Here is a 19,357-nt window from a genome sequence, read left to right as displayed (position 1 = left end):
GATAGAATCCTATAAAGTGGTGCTCTGATAGAAAGTTTTTATAATAAACGGTCAGATTTGTTTCATCCCTTGTGAGAAGTCTACTTTTATGAATCTCGATAAAAAATAATCATGAAACGAATTTTATGCAGTATTATGATTGTTTTTTTCGCTTTCGCGAAAGCGAACTCCCAAGTAATTATAAACGAACTAGATGCAGATACGCCCAGCACAGATTTTGAGGAGTTTATAGAGTTAAAAACGCAATCTCCGTTTGAATCTTTAGATGGATACATTATGGTTCTATTCAACGGCTCTGGGTCTTATACAACGGGAATGGGTCGCAGTTACTATGTGGAAGATCTGGATGGATTGACCACTGATAGTAATGGACTTGTCGTTTTAGGCAGTTCAAAAGTGAGTCCAGCAGTAGATCGATTATTAATGAAAGATGGAAACACCTTTCAAAACGGTGGTGATGCGGTAGCCATTTATCTAGGTGAGCCCAGCGATTTTCCGGAATTTACATTTGCAAACCAAAATAATCTCATTGATGCCTTGGTTTATGGAACTAATGACGACGACGCTACAGATTTATTAGATCTTCTAGGTGAAACAGTTCAATATAATGAAGGATCGCCAAACAACACCAATTCATTACAACTCAAACCAGATGGGACATACGTTTCTAAAAAGCCTACTCCACACTCATTAAACGACGCCACGGAACCGAGTTACATAGGGCTGGATTTTTCAATAAATCCTATGGGAGATTTAAATGAGGGTGATTTATTTAGTTTGACGTTTACGCTTACAAAAGCTGCCCCACAAAACCTTTATGTAAATTTTGATTTAAAGAATGAGGGTTTTAATACCGCAGATTTCACGGGAACCACAAGTATTTTTATTGCTGCAGGAGAATCTACACAACAACTCGATTTTAATATTACAGATGATATTGTCGATGAAGGCGATGAATCTTTAAGAGTGAATCTGGGAAATAATTTACCCACAGGGTATAAAAGATTGAAAGACAAAGTTGAATATCTAGTAATTGATAACGATTTTAAGGTCGCCAGTTATGGGAATCCGCTAGCACCTACATTTGGAATTGTTGAAAGCACGCAGCCTAAAGAATATTATATTTCATTGAATAACCTTGCATCACCAGAATTAGAGAAAGCCATAACTATCATAATTGCAGAAACTGGAGTGGTCAGAGAACATACTTATGCTGACATAACCACCATTTTAAAAGATGCGGACGCCAGTCCAGCGAATTCCAACAAAGTATGGCTGCTCTACAATGAAAAAGAGCGACGGGATGTAAAATTTCAAAATAGCAGTATTTCTAAAGACAAATGGAACAGAGAACATGTTTTCCCTAGATCTCGAGGTGGCTACTTTGATATCGAAGAAGACGAGATCGCTGATGGAATAGATGTGTGGGTAGAAACTAGTGTCGATAGTTTAAGACACGGTAATAGTGATGCACACCATTTAAGAGCCGCTGATTCCAGGACAAACTCGAGTAGGAGTAACAAAAACTTTGGATTAGGTTCAACTCAATATGACGGTCCAGAAGACAGTCAGGGAAGCTGGCATGGTGATGTGGCACGATCTGTTTTCTATATGACGCTACGTTATAATGGACTGCAAGTGGTGAATGGGGATCCAGATCCAAAGCTAGGATTGATAGGTGATCTGGAAACATTATTAGAATGGCATCGTCAAGACCCACCCGATGATTTTGAAATGAACAGGAATAATGTCATTTATGAATGGCAACGCAATAGGAACCCTTTTATTGATGATCCAGAGCTCGCGGAGTTTATATGGGGTAATAAAGCGGGAGAAACCTATACGCTTTCCATTGAAGATCAGAAAAACAGTAGGATAATTGTATTCCCGAATCCGTCTACAGATTTTTTACAATTTGCTCATATTATTGATCCTACAGATATTAAAATTTATGATGCACAAGGAAAGCTCGTTTTACATCAAATCCTGTCTCACGATATAAAAATCGAGCACAAACTTATTGCGGGAATCTATCTTTTACAGATAAAGACAAAGCTGGGAACTACGGTAAAAACCATCGTAGTTAATTAAGTCCCATGTTATAATTACTGAATAGAAGGTTGAAGTTCAATACAAAACTGAAGTCAAGATCGTTTGAGAATTTTGATATTTTTTTTTGGGATTCATCTGTTGCAAATAAGTATGATTGTTTTTATTAAAATCGTGCATTAACGAATTATAATCATATTTCTAAAACAAAAAATTCCCGTTCAAATCAGATTTGAACGGGAATTAAATATAATAAAATGACTTCTAATTAGCTGAGCTTGTAACTCGACATTAAATTAGTCCCATTTCTTACCAAAAAACTTAGATCTTCCAGACCCACCTTTATCAGATTTTGATGAAGAAGAGCGATCCTTTGACGATGAGCTGTCTGTTGATTTTGTACTTCTACCTTTAAACCCTCCAGAACGTGGTGCTGATGAGGAATCACTATCAGATCGACGACCTTTGTAACCGCCACCTGAATCACCATCTGATTTGCGACCTTTATAACCGCCTCCAGAATCATTACGTCTTCCTTTGAAACCACCGCTTCTCTCGCCGCCATCTCTAGATTCTGTAACTTTCCCGTGATGCTCATCAACTCTCAATTCACGACCATCGCGCTGTGTTCCGTTCACCTTTAACATCTGTGACGCAACTTCTTCCTTAACATCCATAAAAGAATGTGCTCCATCAAGAACAATACGTCCTATATCATTCCCACTAATTCCTGTAACATCACATACGTAGCCTAAAAGAGCGCCTTTATTGATGTTATCTTTACGTCCTAGATTAATGAAGTAGGTTTTCATTCCTTCTTCCTTACCTCGATCATTAGTACGACCACGCTCACGACGACCGCCACGTTCCTCGCGACCATCGTCACGACTCTTAGAACGGTCATTAACATCTTTAATGGAATTGCGCTTGTAGATGCTGTTGAATTCTTTAGTAAGAAGTCTTCCTATTAAATCTTCCTTAGAAAGTTCTTCAAATTGCTCAATAACGCTCGACATCAATTCTTCACTAATCTTAGGACTAACTTCTTGTTGCTTAAGATTCTCAGACCATCTTGCGATACGCTTTTCTGTGATTGCCTCTAAGGCAGGAACTTCACCAGCCTCAAAGCTAATTCCAAGCTTGCTGGCTATGTATTTTAGTTTTCTAACGTCTCCTTTTGTGATCAATGCTAGAGAAACTCCCGTTTTTCCAGCTCGAGCAGTACGACCTGAACGGTGGGCGTAAAATTCTGGATCGTCTGGTAATGCAAAGTGAATTACGTGTGTAATGTCATCTACATCTATACCACGAGCAGCAACATCTGTTGCGATCAATAATTTTAAGTTCTTGTTGCGGAATCGCTTCATGGCCGAGTCGCGTTGCGCCTGAGACATATCACCGTGTAAAGCTTCCGTTGCATAACCATTGTTATTCAACTCATCTGCAACTTGTTGTGTATCACGCTTCGTGCGACAAAACACAACACCGAACATGTCTGCATCATAATCAAGATAGCGACGTAAAGCCTCAATCTTATCAGATGCCTTCAATTGAACAGATTTATGTTCAATATTTGTGTTTACTATGTTTTCTTGGTTAATGCGTACCTCTTCTGGATCGACCATGTAAGTGTCAACAATACGTTTGATCTCTCTTGCCATAGTAGCAGAGAATAACCAGATTTTACGACCGCCATCACTTTTAGAAAGAATAAAATCAATATCCTCCTTGAATCCCATGTTAAGCATTTCATCTGCTTCATCGAGAACCATATATTTAAGAGAATTCAGATTCACTTCCTTACGTTTCATAAGATCCATCAAACGTCCCGGCGTTGCCACGACAATTTGAGCACCACGACGTATATCACGTATCTGGTTCATAATATTAGCACCACCAAAAACAGGAACAACATTTACTTTGCCCAGTTTAGAGGACATTTGTTCCATCTGACCACAGATTTGCTGGGCCAGTTCACGAGTAGGTGCCAAAATCAACGCTTGCGTTTCTTTTGAATTAATATCTATAAGATCCAATAAGGGTAAACCAAAAGCAGCAGTTTTTCCCGTACCGGTTTGCGCTAGACCTATAAAGTCTTTGTGATGTTGCAATAAAAGGGGAATGGACTGTTGCTGAATCTCAGTTGGGTTTTCAAAACCCATTTCAGCGAGGCCGTCTAGTAACGGCTGTGAGAGCCCTAAGGCTTCAAAATTTTTCAAATAACAGTATTTAATTATTTTGCAAAAATACAATTAATATTCATGAAAAAATAAATCATTAACTTTTTGGTAATCAGTATGTAAAACGGCAAGATTTCAAATAAAATTGAGCGAAGCATGAACTATACAACAAGCCTGGCTTAATTAATAAACTCTACAAAATCAGCCGGTGATTTACGTTCAGGAAGTTCTTTAGGCTGTGAATCTACCGTTCCCATGTATAGGAAACCTAGGAATTGATCATTGCTATCGACATTAATATCATTGAAATCTGACATTTTTGCAAAGGATTTAGGTGAGCTCCAGTAGCAGCCGTAGCCCAGATCGTGTGCCGTTAACCACATGTTTTGAACACTCATGGAAACCGCTGCAATTTCTTCCCATTCTGGAATAGATTCCTTGGGCTGCCGGCTCATAAATATCAAAATTACCGCAGATGACTGTTGCATTTTCTCAGCTAGTTTTCTGGATTTGAAGCTCTCTGGTTTTCCAGAATCTTTGACATATTGCGCTGTCATAAAATCGCCCAACCTTTGTAAGCCATCGCCTTGAACTACTTTATATTTCCAGGGCTGTGTTTTTTTGTGTGTGGGCGCCCATCGGCCTGCTTCCAGAATTTGATCCATATCCGCAGTCTTAATTTCACCTCCCGTATAATCCTTTGGAAAAATGGAACGTCTTTGTTGAATCTTTTGAAGTAGTGTATGCATGTTTTAAAGATAAGGTGGTCCTCGCTTTCGCGAAAGCGAAATTATTAAGAATCAATGGATCTTTTCATAAATAAAACTGAATCCAAGTCAGCTTATTTTCATATTCCGGAAACAGATGTCACCACCGTCATGAATAATTTAGATTGTATAACATGAAAATTCTATGAAACTGTGCCTTGCAATGGCGCAATTGGGCTAGCGCAAAAACGATTATTTTGTAAATCAACCCAAATAATTTAGTAAAAACAAATAAATGAGGCTCAGAAATGAAACCATAGTTGTAGACCAAAACCACGCGCAACTCTCAAACGCCACGTGTAAACGCAATCTAGAGATTAGGCCTGTATTAATACAAACAATGAAATGACACACACTAAAAATTGCTGAACCAAAAATGACATTCATTAAATCAAGTCTAGAGCCATCTTTGAAAGTTACATACATGATAAAATTTCCTAGGGTAAAAACCATAAGGTTTATGAGGATGATGATCTTGAAGTTAGGTTGGGTCAAGTTAAATCATATAAATATCATTTAAATATAAGCAGATTATCAATTAGATAATAAAAATGTACAAACTTTAAAATTATAAATAATTGTTTCACAACACTTTAATCTTTTAAACAGGTCACCTGTTAAAAATTCAAGTAGAATTATCAACTTCTACAATCTAGACTAAAATCGTGGGAAAGGGACCGTACAACCTATTAATGAAGAGAACACCGCTACTCTCTCCTTTTTAACTTACATTTAATCAAAACAAATTAAGAATGTTGACTAAAGTCTATGGTAGTGCCGTTTTTGGTGTTGAAGCTCAAACAATTACAGTTGAAGTAAACGCGGCGACAGGAATAGGCTATCACCTGGTAGGACTTCCAGATAAAGCTATAAGTGAAAGTTCTTTTAGAATTGCCGCTGCTTTATCAAACGTAGGCTATAAAATGCCTGGTAAAAAACTCATTATCAATCTTTCACCTGCAGATTTACGTAAGGAAGGTAGTGCTTATGACCTTCCCATTGCCATAGGAATCATGGTTTCTGCTAATCTTATAAAAGCTGATGAGCTTGAGAACTATGTGATCATGGGAGAAGTTTCTTTAGACGGAACCCTACAACCTATTAAAGGAGCATTACCTATTGCTATAAAGGCTCGAGAAGAGGGATTTAAAGGGTTTATTCTTCCCAGTCAGAACGCGCGTGAAGCGGGTATTGTAGATAATCTATGTGTTTATGGAGTTGATAATATCTCGCAAGTGATTGAATTTTTCAACGACGGAAAAGAGCTGGAAGAAACCATTGTTGATACCAGAGATGAATTTTTTCAAGCTCTAGAACATCCTGAATTTGATTTTTCTGATGTCAAAGGACAAGAGTCTATAAAACGATGTATGGAAATTGCCGCTGCCGGCGGTCACAATATCATTTTGATAGGACCACCAGGATCTGGTAAAACTATGCTGGCAAAAAGACTTCCTTCCATCCTACCGCCCATGACATTGCAAGAAGCGCTAGAAACCACAAAGATCCACAGCGTCGCGGGTCGAACGCTCGAAAAGGCTGGACTTATGGCACAGCGACCTTTCCGCAGTCCGCATCACACTATAAGCGATGTTGCCTTGGTCGGCGGCGGTGCTTATCCGCAACCGGGTGAGATCTCGCTCAGTCACAATGGGGTTTTATTTCTCGATGAGTTGCCCGAATTTAAACGTGGTGTTTTGGAAGTGATGCGACAGCCTCTAGAGGATCGCGAGGTCACCATTTCTCGTGCAAAATTCACCATTACCTATCCATCTAGTTTCATGCTGGTTGCCAGTATGAATCCCAGTCCCAGTGGCTATTTCAACGATCCCAATGCACCAGTTCAAAGCAGTCCAGCGGAAATGCAACGATATTTAAGCAAGGTTTCTGGGCCATTACTGGACAGGATTGATATACATATTGAAGTAACACCGGTACCTTTTGAAAAACTAACAGAAGAACGTCTTGCAGAAAAGTCAAATGTAATTAGGAAACGTGTGACTGCAGCACGAGACCTTCAAACAGAACGCTTTCGCGAAAGCGAAAAAACCCATTATAACGCACAAATGGGCACAAAGGAAATACGAAAATATTGTGCACTAGACGATGCGAGCAAAGAATTGTTGAAAAGTGCTATGGAACGACTAAATTTAAGTGCTCGTGCCTATGATAGAATTTTAAAGGTTTCTCGTACTATTGCAGACTTAGAAGCAAGTGACATCGTTACAGGAACACATATCGCTGAAGCAATTCAATACCGCAGTCTCGATCGTGATGGATGGCTGGGATAACTTATTAAAGATTACGACTATGAGTAAAAACGACATTTTAGAACTAGAGCAGTTGAGAGAGTCCTTCGGTGATGATCCGGATACTTTTATCGCAGTGCTTGAGATGTTTATGATAGAGGTTCCCAATGATTATGATGATCTCCAAAATAAAATGGATATCAATGATTTTTACGCCTCAGGATTGCTGGCTCACAAGGTGAAGAGTAGTTATCGCATGATAGGAATGGAGGAGGAAACCTTATTACTGCAAGAAATTGAAGATCGAGCAAAACGCAAGGAAGAACTAGACGAGATTCCAGCACTTTTTGAAAAATTTAAAGCTATGTATCCAGAAGGACTGAAACTCATAATGCGAACTATTAAACATTTGAAGAAAAGTAAATAGTAATTAGTGGTCAATTTTGAGCTGTGAGCTGTGAGCTGTGAGCTGTGAGCTGTGAGCTAAAATAAAATTATCATTATTACATTACAAAATTTCGAAATAAAGTCATTGACGAAAGACAGGCGTGGTAATCGCTACGCTCTTACCTTGCTGACTTAGGACATAAGACTGAAGTTATCGGAACAGAATTAACTGAGGTATTATTCAAAATAACCTTAATAAAATGTCTTATCTCTCTTGTCATGAAAGTTGCCGCAGAAAACAGGAGAAATCATTTGTCAATGGTCGCTCATCATTTAATCGCTTGTCAATAGGGGATATCTTTTAGTCCTCGATATAATCTTTGTATTCCCAAAAGAAGGATTCCAACTTGTCCATGTTCTCATGGAAAAACGCGTAGGTTTCTGGCCAATCGGTTTTTCTAGTGATTTTGACCAGTTCTTTGTAGATGTACACTCGTGAAATAACTTTGCCTGATTCCAACTCATAGCAATCATCAAAAATAACCTCGGTAGAGACCGCATCTTTTAAAACAGACTTTAAACTAATCAATTTTTCAAAGTAGTATTGTCTGATTAGATCGTCATCATGTTCCATATCGATGGATACGATTGCTCTTGTAGATTCCATAGAAAACTTGAGGTTGACATCTCTAATTTTTGTGTCATAAAGTGTCCATTTGCGATGGTAACGCTTACCGAAAAACGTCCAGAAATCCTGACGTATCTGCTTTGATTCTTCCTTTGTGTACATCCTGTAAAGATATGCTGAGGAAGTGTGCAATTCAAAATCCAATTAGTAAAACCAGTATAAGATTTGAGATCAGATTTACCAGTACCTGTTTCTATTAGTTTACAATATCAGTGACAAAGATAGCTTGAGGACTGACCGGCTTATCTATCGCTGCGCTTTATTAGTTTAGGGTTCATATCCTGTTTCAAGTTAAAGTTTAAGATTATTTTTTTTCTTGGACCAAAAAGGCTAGGACGTTACACACCTGTCTAAAATTATCAAGGCCTGCATTAAAGGAAAAGAAAAAACTTTTGGTAACATCAAAATTCTGTTTTTTAAAAATTTGAGCAGATTACAGCTCATCGCTTATTGATCTACATTTTTTTCTTAACACTTCAACCGCTTCAATTTTCGCTACAAAATTGCTGTGCAGATTTCTATAGGTGTTGATCATTTGTAAAAGCGACTCGTTCAACTTTCGCTCGAACCGGCTGTATTTAGTAAAACAAAATATCGTATCCGGTTTCGAGCGAGAGTCGAGAAAAGGGTAGTTGCAATTTTAAAGTATACACTAAAGAGCGACTTGTTCATTCTCAAGAGTTGCTCGAACCGTTTCTACTAAAGAAAAACAGATGTTGTATCCTGTTTCGAGCGATAGTCGAGAAATGATTAGTTGCGATTTGAAAGTAACACTCTGTGGAGCGACTCGCTCATACTAGACTTTTGCTCGAACCAGATAATTAATAAATCAAAGAATTTGTTTTACTGAATTCTTTTAGCTCATCCTCGTTCCTCAATTTGTGGATCTTCGACAATTCAGTATGTGGAGTTTCAAAATCCCACCACAAAAAAAGCGATTCCTTTCAGAATCGCTTTTGATAATAATTTGAAGGAACAACTTAGCCTTTTATTTTAGTATCTTGAGTCATCTCATTCTTTTTAGGTTTGTTCTTTACATACTTATCCAGCCACTGATCTTGCTCCCACAGTACATGCAGAATAGATTCTTTGGCAGCATAACCATGACTTTCCTTAGGTAACATTACCAGTCTTGAAGTTGCTCCTAAACCTTTAAGTGCGTTGAAGTAACGCTCACTTTGTAACGGGTATGTGCCACTGTTGTTGTCTGCTTGACCGTGAACTAATAGAATGGGTTCATTTATTTTTTCGGCATTCATAAACGGAGACATGGTGTTGTAAACTTCTGGGGCTTCCCAGTAATTGCGCTCTTCGCTTTGAAAACCAAAAGGTGTTAAGGTTCTATTATAAGCTCCAGACCTTGCGATTCCTGCAGCAAATAAATCAGAGTGTGCCAGCAAGTTTGCGGTCATAAACGCACCATAACTGTGCCCTCCTACTCCTACTCTATTTCTATCGATATACCCCATATCATCAACCGCATCAATGGCAGCCTTACCGTTAGCCACTAACTGTTTGATAAATGTATCATTAGGCTCTGTATCACCTTCTCCTATTATAGGAAACGCTGCATCGTCTAATACTGCATATCCTTTCATTACCCAATAAACAAAACTACCATAGCTAGGGTAAATGAATTCATTAGGGTTTTGAGTGTTCTGACCAGCACTACTTGCATCTTTGAATTCGCGTGGATATGCCCAGACTAACATTGGTAATTTTTCCTTTTTCTTCTTATCGTAATTTGGTGGCAGGTATAAAGTGGCACTCAAATCAACACCGTCATCACGTTTGTAGGTAATTAACTCCTTATGAACGTTCTGCAGTCCTGAAAACGGATTTTCAAAAAAGCTGATTTGATCTAACTTGTTCTTTTTATTGATATTCCGGATATAATAATTTGGGAACTCTGTGGGACCTTCCACACGAACCAAAACGGTTCCTTTATCCATATCAAGCGCTTCCACAAGCGTTTCTTTCTTATCCGTATAAGCCGATTCATAAACGCGTTTTGTGGAAACTGTTTCTAAATTCATTTTATCAATAAATGGAAATTGTCCCTTATCAGAAAAACCATCTCCCATCAGGAATGCGTTATCTCCATCTAGTTTCAATATACTTCTTCCGTACTCATTTTCCTCAGTCACAAAACTTCCAGGATCAGAATATACATCTTGATAACTGCGATCAAAAATTACTTTTGGCTTTATAGATGCATCGCTGGGATCAAAAACATAAGTTCTCGTGTTTCTGGTGTTCCACCAGTAATCATTAGCAATAGCGGTATTATTATCTCCAAATGTTATTCCTGAAAAACGGTCTTTCGTTTTTAGCAACTCGGTTTGAGTTCCCTCATTGAAAGGTGCTTCCCAAGAATACACGGCGTCTCTAAAAGGAACATCTATTTCTGGATCTCCCTTATCAAGTGCTGTTGCAAACATTAAAGTGTGAGGCTTGTCTGCCCTCCATGACAAGTTGCGTTTTCCTTCTCGCTCTGCCATAAAACCTTGTGGCATTTCTTCAATTAATGGTACATCATTTACTTGAGCGACTAATTTTCCAGCGCTAGTGTAAACGTAAGATTGTTCTGGAAACCTACCGTAAGTTACAATGTAAGAGAAAGGCTTTTGTAACTTTGAAATCATCACGTGGGAACCGTCTGGCGACATAGAAACTCCTGTATACATAGCTCCAGATAAATAGTTTGACGCGGTGCCATCGAGATTAACCTTAACCAACTTGCTTAATGCTAACTGCTCAAAATTATGCTCGTCAGATGGGTTTTTTAGAAGATCCTGATAGGTTCTGTTTTGGGCTTTAGATCCATCACTGGTAGAGATGGTCGGTCCGGTAGGAACCTCAACACTGGTATCCACTAAAGGTTGACGGTCGTCTGATAGCATTTTAACTAATAATGATTTCCCATCCTTAAACCAGTCTAGCGGATTCCCCATATTAGCATTTACTGTGGCATCCGTCAGTTTAGTAGCTGTTGCATTTTCCACATCGAGAACCCAGACTTCAGTACCATTTGTAGTGGTATGGGTCATCGCAATCATGGAGTCGTCTGGCGACCAGTTTATATTTGCCAACTTAGGATTTGCAGGCAATCCAGTAACTGGGCGCATTTCCTTAGAACCCACTTTTTGTACTGCGATCTTATCATAAAATGTGGTGCGACTTCCTATGTTCGTTTTTGGATTGATGCGCAAACCTCCCAGACGCAATTCCTCTTCAGAAAGATCCTCGATGGATTTATAGGTGTCACGGTATAGCAACACCATATTATTGGCTTCATTATCAATGAGCGCTGTGGGAGGGCGGTCATAGTCCACAAGCTTCATAATTTCTTCTGATGGTTGCTGATAGGTCAGATTTTCTTGAGAGTACGCTTTCGCGAAAGCGAACATCACAAAAGCTGCTGCAACAATTCTTAAATTCTTCATAGTTGGCATTTTTAGGTCTTTAAAGATAAGCGCACTACAGCGATATTGAAAGAGTTTACCCTAGTATTGCTTCACAGTTCTAGGATGCATAAGCGGGATTTAAAGTTCATGATGTACCTTTGAATATGTTTAAAAATGATACCATCGTTGCACTCGCAACACCCGCAGGATCAGGAGCTATTGCCGTAATTCGCTTATCTGGCTCTGATTCTCATACTATTGCCGCTGCTATATTTATGCCTGTCATTCATCAGAAGGATGAGGTCAATCTCGAAGCAAAATCAAAACCATCTCCACAGAATTATGCACGATTAAAAGCAAATACGGTGACACTGGGACACGTTTATGATGGAGATAGAATTGTGGATCAAGTTCTATTAACAAGGTTTAATGAGCCCAGATCTTACACCGGCGAGGATGTGGTAGAGATTTCATGTCATGGGTCTATTTATATACAACAAGAAATTATAGGGTTGTGCTTGCGCAAAGGCGCTCGTATGGCGCAAGCTGGAGAGTTTACCTTACAGGCATTTTTAAATGCGAAAATGGATCTTTCTCAGGCCGAAGCAGTCGCAGACCTCATCGCTAGTGAAAGTCAAACTGCACATCAAATCGCATTACAACAAATGCGCGGTGGTTTCTCTACAGAGCTGCAGGATTTGAGAAAACAGCTGCTCAATTTTGCAAGTATGATTGAGCTGGAATTGGATTTCGGTGAAGAGGATGTGGAGTTTGCAAATCGGGATGATCTTAAAAGGTTGCTTTCAGAAAGCCAACAAACACTGCGGAAACTGATTGACTCCTTCGCTTTAGGAAATGTTCTTAAATCTGGAATTCCGATTGCGATTGTAGGTGAGCCTAACGTGGGCAAATCCACCCTTCTTAATTCCTTATTGAATGAGGAAAAAGCGATTGTAAGTGAGATTGCAGGTACCACGCGCGACAGTATAGAAGACGAGATTAATATTAAGGGAATCCGTTTTAGGTTTATTGATACCGCAGGAATACGCGAGACGACGGATACCATTGAATCCATGGGGATCCAGCGCAGCTATTCAAAAGCAGAGCAATCTAGATTGATTTTGTATCTACTGGATGCTACCCAGTTAAAATCCATTAACCCAATCGCTGATTGTTTGATGCGTATCCAGATACTAAAAGAGAAATTTCCAGACAAACCTGTGATTGTTGTATTGAATAAATTAGATGAGATCACGGGACTTGAACATGCAGAAATCACCAAGCAGATCCATAAACGCTCGCCAGAAACTATAGTGATATCACTAAGCGCTAAACTGGGCACTGGTGTGGAAGAAATGAAAGATGCCCTCGTCGCCAGTTTCCAGAGCGGCGCCCTGAGCGCAGATGATAGTATCGTGAGTAATGCGAGACATTATGATGCTTTACAAAAAGCATATAGTTCATTACTAGAAGTACAGCAAGGAATCGAGAACGATATTTCCAGTGAGTTTCTAGCTATCGACATTAAAGCAACAGCAGAATCTTTGGGATTGATTACTGGAGAAATTACTAATGATGAATTACTGGGGAATATTTTTAGTCAGTTTTGTATTGGGAAGTAAAGAGGGGAAACAACAAGAATCAAAGCAGCATTAAAACGAACAAACAACTGATTTACAGATAATTATTTATAACTTTAGTTGTGTATGTTTAATGATGGTACTACATTTAGTACCTCATTAGTACATCTACTATTGGATAATTATCCATAAGGTGTACAAAGTACACTTAATATGAAGATTACGCTTAAAGGTAAAAAACTTAAAAATTCTAGAGAGAGCTTATTTATTGAATACTATAACGGGTCTCTTATAGATGAATCTGGAAAGAGAAAACATAGAAGATCATTTGAATATCTTAACCTCTATCTAGATCACAGTTCGAAGGAAAGAAAGCTTCAAAATCAAAATAAAGAAAATCTAGAGTTAGCTCACAATATCCTATCTATTCGAAAGTCGGAACATCTTCAAGGGAAGTATAAAATCGCAAACACTAGAAAGAAAAATACAAACTTCCTTGAGTACTATACGAAGCTCAAAGAAGAAAGATTCGAGAGTAAAGGTAACTATGACAACTGGGATGCTGCCGGATTACATTTAGAACGATACTGTCCTAGCCATTATACATTTGAAGACGTAAATGAGGATTTTGTTAGAGGTTTTAGGAGGTATTTGGATCAAACCGCTGAAACAAAATCCCATACTCGTTTATCTCAGAACACCAAACATACATATTACAACAAATTTAAAGCTTGTTTACGCCGGGCATTCGAAGAAAATTTTTTAGACAAAGACCTACGAAAAGCTGCGAAGTCTTTTGAAATGGCAGAATCTAATCGTGAATATTTAACGATGGATGAATTAGAGAAATTAGCTCGTACTTACTGTAAGTATCTACAATTAAAAAATGCATTCTTGGTTTCTTGCTTGTCAGGATTGAGGTGGTCCGATATTGATAAACTAAAATGGTATGAAGTGAGAGACGAACCTAATGGTTGTAAAGTTAATTTTCGCCAGCAGAAAACGAAGGGAATGGAATATTTACCGATAAGCCAGCAATCAAGAGATCTCATGGGAATTCGACGAGGTGAGTTTGATAAAGTCTTCAAAGGGCTTAAATACAGTGCAACCTACAACGCTGAATTATTAAAATGGTGTATACGAGCTGGTATCCCGAAACACATCACATTTCATAGCGCTAGACATACCAATGCTTTACTCTTACTGACTATGGGCGCTGACATCTACACGGTATCTAAAAGATTAGGGCATCGGGAGCTACGAACTACAGAGATTTACGCTAAGATCATTGATGAAAAAATGAAAGAGGCTGCAGAGCTTATACCTGAATTAAATATATCTAACAATGGATAAAGATTATACTATTACTAAAACGGTTCGACAAGTGATGAAAAGAATCAGCAAAAGCTCCTCGACTAAAGATTTAGAAAAAATAAAAGATAGTCTAGGCAGTCTAAGTGAGTACCAGTTTCTAAATGTGGTTCACTCGGTTATTATATCCAAAGATCTTACGGAAGATAAACTTAATTTATTCTTCAAAATTTTACACTATGATTACGATTCAGCTATTGGCGAAGAGTATTACATAACTGAAGGTCTAAATCATAGAAAACCTTTTCCAAGAAAAAGCATTTTTGACCCTGTTGATAAATTAGATAATACACTTAATTACTTCAGTAGCTGGCAAAAGTTAATCGAGATTAAGGAAAAAATAATTGCTACTATCGGACATGAGATTTTGTTCCATGAAAACGATATAAACTCCATTTTAGATGAAAACAATATTCACACTCGCAAAAATGATGAAGACATTGTTCCTAAATTAAAATCAATTGCATTCTATTTTGAGAGCGAGCTTAGTGACAATCACTTCTTAAGTCAATATTCAGATGTAAAAAATGAAATGATCAATAATTTTCGATTATTTAATTTATCAAAACCCTTAAATTTTAGCAATTTAAAATTTGAAAGATGCTTTCTGTACTGTTTAACATTTGAAGAGTGGTTAAAGCGATATGCCTCCTACTTTAAAAAAGCTGAAAGCAAAGAAGAATTATCAAACAGGAAGAAAGAAGTCGTACAACTGCTCGAATTGGACAAGGCCTTTTATCAACCGTTCCTATATAGATTCCAGGTTTCTTACACTTTTTATGACTATTTGAGTGATGAACCGGAATACTCTGGAGATACAATTGAAAGTAAGCGATGGTTTAATGAAAATTGGCTCCCTATCCTAGACCCAGACGTAAAAGATCCTAGGGATTCTGTATTGTACAAAGAAGAAATTGATGATTTCGAACCCAACTTAGACTATTTATTATTTGAAAATGGTTCACTAATTAAATGGATTTCTAATTTTCGAAAAGACTATTTCAACCCTATAATAGTCGATAATTTTAAGCCCTTAAAATTAAGTGATAATTTTTCAAAAGAGGATATGATTGAGATATTTCAAAATATATTGATTCACTATTCAAAAGTATCTGCTCCTAAAGAAGTCAAAAAGAAGATGCTCGAAAGGATAGAGTTACTGGTTATAAATTTTACCAAGCAATCGGACGAACCTTTCGAGGAAGTAAATTACTTGTTCGATCATTCAACCGATAAATATCTGATCAATTTCTCTGGACAAGTTAAAAACAAGCTTCGAAAGGCTATTGGTATGATGATAGCAAACCAAAAAATTGAATACAAGTCTGCTGAAGACGTCCATCATTCTTTTGCTTTGATGTTCAAACACGACTTTCAACTAGGTTTTAGTGCATCAAACCTTAAAAAGAGTTTTGAAAAAGTAAGAGATAATAAACAGTCTGATGTAAATGATGCAATACTTGATCCTCAATCAGAACTCATTTTATCTTGAGGTAAAACTACATACATTATATTCAATTGAAGTACAGTGTTTTATATTTAATTTTTATCAAATTAGAGAGATAATTCGCTGTAAGTTCTTTTTGAGATAGGTTTACTTCCGTTAACAGAACAAAAAGAACAAGGCCTTGTTCATTAATCTCAAAATAAAGATCAATGAACGATTTAGAATTAAAAGATCAATTAAATAGAATTGAAGATGCTTTATGCAATAATAAAGCAGTATTAACAGCTGATGAAGTCTCAAGTTTTACGGGACTTTCAAAAAAGTACATCTACACTTTAACTTCAAAAAGGCAGATACCCTTTTACAAACCTATGGGCAAGGTCCTGTATTTCAGTAAAAAGGAAATCGAAGAATGGATGCTTACTAATGGTGTTAAGTCTTCACAGCAATTAGCATCCGAAGCCTCCAGTTATATACTCAATAAGAAAGGCTCCTAATAAAGATACAGTAGAGACCTTGAAAGGTTCTAAGGTTTATGAGGTAAAGCTGATTTAACTGAAGTTAATGCGTCAGATGAATATTTATTCTTTTGAATAATCTCCTTTCCTGTAAACTGCTGAACTCTTGAAAACAGATTAATCTCTCCATTAACATCTTGGAGAATAAATAAGCAAATAACTATATGTCAGAAAATAAAAAATCCTCCTTTGACAAGGAGGATAAGCGAACTGTTGATTCACCGTTTAGCGACAACGAAGATAACAAAAGAATATCAAATAAAGACCTGCTTAATGATTTTGAGTTTCATATAACTGATCAAACAAATGAATTCCCATCAGAAATTTATCCTGATGATATTGAGAAGTTTACAAACGAATTAACCCAATCGATGGATTTTCCAAAGGATTACGTTGGAACAGCAATACTAATGGCGTGCTCATCAGTAATAGGAACATCATTTCAATACAAATTCAAAAAAGGCTGGATAGGTAAAGGAAATTTATACATGATTGTTTGCGGTAATCCTGGAGACGGTAAAACCCCTGCGTTGAATAACTGTATACAGCCATTAAGAAAAATAGATCGGGAAAATTTACTAAGATTTGAATCTGAGATTAACCAATTTAAAAATTTAAAAGAGGAAGATCAATCGAAAGTTGATAAGCCAAGGCTAAAACGAATGCTGTTGAATGACTTCACCTTGGAAGCATTAATAAAACATCATGTGAACAATCCACACGGGATCACAATTTATGTAGATGAAATAAAGGGTTGGCTCAATAATTTTAGCAGATACACTCAATCAGGAGAAACTGAGCAATATCTATCTTTTTGGTCTGGAATTGCTGTTCAGACCGATCGCGCTACTGTTGAACAACAACAAGTAGATGATCCTTTTGTAAACGTATTAGGGTCAATTCAAATTAAGGCTTTAAAAAGTTTAGGGGCAAATGGAAGAGCTGATAATGGATTTATTGATCGTTTTCTATTTGCATATCCGCATGAATCAAAATCTTTGAATTGGAACGAACGAGAGATCACAGAAAGATTTCAGGCTCTTTATAATTCGATTATAAATAAAATATACAGCCTAGCAAAAGGTAAAATTCAACCTGAAGTCATTGAATTTAGCAAAGAAGCAAAATCCTATTTGATCCAATGGCAAAACGACAGACCGAAAGATCATTTCCATGAATTTGAAAAAGGTATTGAGGCAAAACTTCAAGAGTATGTATTGAGATTCAGCCTGATCTTAGAGGTTGTAGACTCAGTCTGCTCGAAGCGTAAGGTTGAGCAAATTACAGTTGATTCAGTAAAAAAAGCTATAAAACTTTTTCACTATTTCCTAGGTTCAGCTTTAAAAGTCAAGCATCAAATATTTGGGGTGGCAGTTGTTGAAAGTCTAACTAGTTTTCAAAGAGAGATTTATACAACTCTGACTCCAAAATTTTCTACAAGTGAGATTAAAGGTTTAGCCACCAAAGAATTCATCGGAGAAAGAGGTATAAGTGAACGTCAGTTGTTTATATGGCTCCAAGACAAGAATCTATTTTCAAAAGTGAAACATGGTCATTATAAGAAAGTACTCCCTTAATAAAATACTAGCACTTTCCGCACTTTCCGCATAATCAAACCTTAAATGTTGAAATACAGAGGTTTAACACTACCGAATAGTGTGTATAAAATGCGGATAATGCAATCAAACTGCAAAACAAAGAGGTCCAAGTTTCCCATTAGCAGTCGAAAGTGCGGAAAGTGCGGAAAGTGAACTGTAAAAAATTATAAATAATGAAACACCTATATTCTTTAGACAAGTCCAGTAAGAAATATTTATGTCCCAAGTGCAAGCGGAAAAGGTTTGTCTTGTATTTGAATAACTCTGATGCTAAGATTCTAGATTACTCTGTAGGGAGATGTGATGCAGAGCAGTCTTGTGGGAATCACTATAAACCAAGACAATATTTTGGCGATAACGAGTTGGTACGACCCCTAGCCTATCCTAAACAGATAAATCAAGCGATCGAGCGATCTGTAACATATCATAAAGATGATGAAGTAATCCAGTCAATGATTTCAGGAGAATGTAACTTATATAGGTATCTCTCGGATCTATATAACCGAAATCTCGTCAATTCTGTTTGGAAGCTATATAAGGTTGGGACAGCTCCTCATTGGTATAATTCTACAATTTTTTGGCTTATTGATAATAATCAAAATATTAGAGGAGGAAAGATGATTAGCTATTCCAACAAAGGCAAAAGATCCAAGTATATAAACTGGGTTCATTCCTATCAATTAAAAAATGGTAAACTAAAAGAATTTGTATTAGAGCAATGCTTTTTTGGAGAGCATTTAATTAGGACCTCACAAAAACCAATAGCTATAGTTGAATCAGAAAAGACCGCTCTAATAATGAGTTTAAAATTTGACAAATATTTATGGCTTGCTGCCGGTAGTTTAAATGGAATCAATTTCTCAAAAATGGTTCCCTTGAAAGGTCGAAAAATAGTTTTGTATCCAGATTTAGGGATCAATGAAAAAGAATCTCCATTTAAAAAATGGAGCTTGAAATCAATGGAATTAAACAAAAAAGGGTTCGATATATCAGTCTCAACTTTATTAGAAAATAGAGGGTCAATTAATGAGCGTCGAGAAGGTTTGGACCTAGCAGATTATTTTACTTGATACTTGATTTTGAATTTTGAGAAAGGAGTAAATGATATTAGCCTCA

At 37.2% G+C, this 19,357-nt stretch carries 13 protein-coding genes; 9 read left to right on the top strand and 4 right to left on the bottom strand.

The window, feature by feature from the left end; translation table 11 throughout:
- The first annotated feature begins 111 nt into the window (after positions 1 to 111).
- Complete coding sequence (locus IQ282_RS13255) at positions 112 to 2,091, top strand: endonuclease (protein WP_194852351.1); 1,980 nt, start codon at positions 112 to 114, stop codon at positions 2,089 to 2,091.
- Between the two features lie 254 nt (positions 2,092 to 2,345).
- Here IQ282_RS13255 and IQ282_RS13250 read toward each other — a convergent pair whose 3' ends face one another.
- Both IQ282_RS13250 and IQ282_RS13245 read right to left on the bottom strand, forming a co-directional pair.
- Positions 2,346 to 4,268 carry a DEAD/DEAH box helicase gene (locus tag IQ282_RS13250; protein ID WP_228547336.1) on the bottom strand — a complete coding sequence of 641 codons (1,923 nt, stop codon included), beginning with the start codon at positions 4,266 to 4,268 and terminating at the stop codon, positions 2,346 to 2,348.
- Positions 4,269 to 4,408: 140 nt separating this feature from the next.
- Positions 4,409 to 4,978, bottom strand: a complete 570-nt coding sequence (locus IQ282_RS13245; protein WP_194852349.1) for a nitroreductase family protein — start codon at positions 4,976 to 4,978, stop codon at positions 4,409 to 4,411.
- Between the two features lie 770 nt (positions 4,979 to 5,748).
- Between IQ282_RS13245 and IQ282_RS13240 the strand changes: the two genes are divergently transcribed.
- Positions 5,749 to 7,287 carry a YifB family Mg chelatase-like AAA ATPase gene (locus IQ282_RS13240; protein WP_194852348.1) on the top strand — a complete coding sequence of 513 codons (1,539 nt, stop codon included), beginning with the start codon at positions 5,749 to 5,751 and terminating at the stop codon, positions 7,285 to 7,287.
- A 19-nt stretch (positions 7,288 to 7,306) separates the two neighbouring features.
- Positions 7,307 to 7,672: an Hpt domain-containing protein gene (locus tag IQ282_RS13235; protein ID WP_194852347.1), complete on the top strand. Its 366-nt coding sequence runs from the start codon at positions 7,307 to 7,309 to the stop codon at positions 7,670 to 7,672.
- 321 nt (positions 7,673 to 7,993) lie between these two features.
- On the opposite strand, the gene IQ282_RS13230 is transcribed toward IQ282_RS13235, so the two are convergent.
- Together IQ282_RS13230 and IQ282_RS13225 are read right to left on the bottom strand one after the other, a co-directional pair.
- Positions 7,994 to 8,422, bottom strand: coding sequence for a DUF4268 domain-containing protein (locus IQ282_RS13230; protein WP_194852346.1), 429 nt, complete (start codon positions 8,420 to 8,422; stop codon positions 7,994 to 7,996).
- A gap of 878 nt (positions 8,423 to 9,300) precedes the next feature.
- On the bottom strand, positions 9,301 to 11,766 hold the full coding sequence (locus IQ282_RS13225; protein WP_194852345.1) for a S9 family peptidase: 2,466 nt from the start codon (positions 11,764 to 11,766) through the stop codon (positions 9,301 to 9,303).
- 125 nt (positions 11,767 to 11,891) lie between these two features.
- On the opposite strand from IQ282_RS13225, the gene mnmE reads away from it, so the two are divergent.
- The 6 genes from mnmE (at position 11,892) to IQ282_RS13195 (ending at position 19,311) form a co-directional block, all read left to right on the top strand.
- Positions 11,892 to 13,349 carry a tRNA uridine-5-carboxymethylaminomethyl(34) synthesis GTPase MnmE gene (mnmE, locus tag IQ282_RS13220; RefSeq protein ID WP_194852344.1) on the top strand — a complete coding sequence of 486 codons (1,458 nt, stop codon included), beginning with the start codon at positions 11,892 to 11,894 and terminating at the stop codon, positions 13,347 to 13,349.
- Positions 13,350 to 13,520: 171 nt separating this feature from the next.
- Positions 13,521 to 14,660: a site-specific integrase gene (locus IQ282_RS13215; protein ID WP_194852343.1), complete on the top strand. Its 1,140-nt coding sequence runs from the start codon at positions 13,521 to 13,523 to the stop codon at positions 14,658 to 14,660.
- On the top strand, positions 14,653 to 16,170 hold the full coding sequence (locus tag IQ282_RS13210) for a hypothetical protein (RefSeq protein ID WP_194852342.1): 1,518 nt from the start codon (positions 14,653 to 14,655) through the stop codon (positions 16,168 to 16,170). The genes IQ282_RS13215 and IQ282_RS13210 overlap by 8 nt, the downstream gene beginning before the upstream one ends.
- A gap of 164 nt (positions 16,171 to 16,334) precedes the next feature.
- Positions 16,335 to 16,622: a helix-turn-helix domain-containing protein gene (locus tag IQ282_RS13205; protein WP_194852341.1), complete on the top strand. Its 288-nt coding sequence runs from the start codon at positions 16,335 to 16,337 to the stop codon at positions 16,620 to 16,622.
- A 185-nt stretch (positions 16,623 to 16,807) separates the two neighbouring features.
- Positions 16,808 to 18,220: a DUF3987 domain-containing protein gene (locus IQ282_RS13200; protein ID WP_194852340.1), complete on the top strand. Its 1,413-nt coding sequence runs from the start codon at positions 16,808 to 16,810 to the stop codon at positions 18,218 to 18,220.
- Between the two features lie 194 nt (positions 18,221 to 18,414).
- Complete coding sequence (locus IQ282_RS13195) at positions 18,415 to 19,311, top strand: DUF6371 domain-containing protein (protein ID WP_194852339.1); 897 nt, start codon at positions 18,415 to 18,417, stop codon at positions 19,309 to 19,311.
- Positions 19,312 to 19,357 lie beyond the last annotated feature (46 nt).

The sequence above is a fragment of the Nonlabens antarcticus genome (assembly GCF_015356755.1).
Lineage (GTDB): Bacteria > Bacteroidota > Bacteroidia > Flavobacteriales > Flavobacteriaceae > Nonlabens > Nonlabens antarcticus.
The sequence above is the reverse complement of the archived record's forward strand: the minus strand, read 5'-3'. Positions and strand labels throughout refer to the sequence as shown.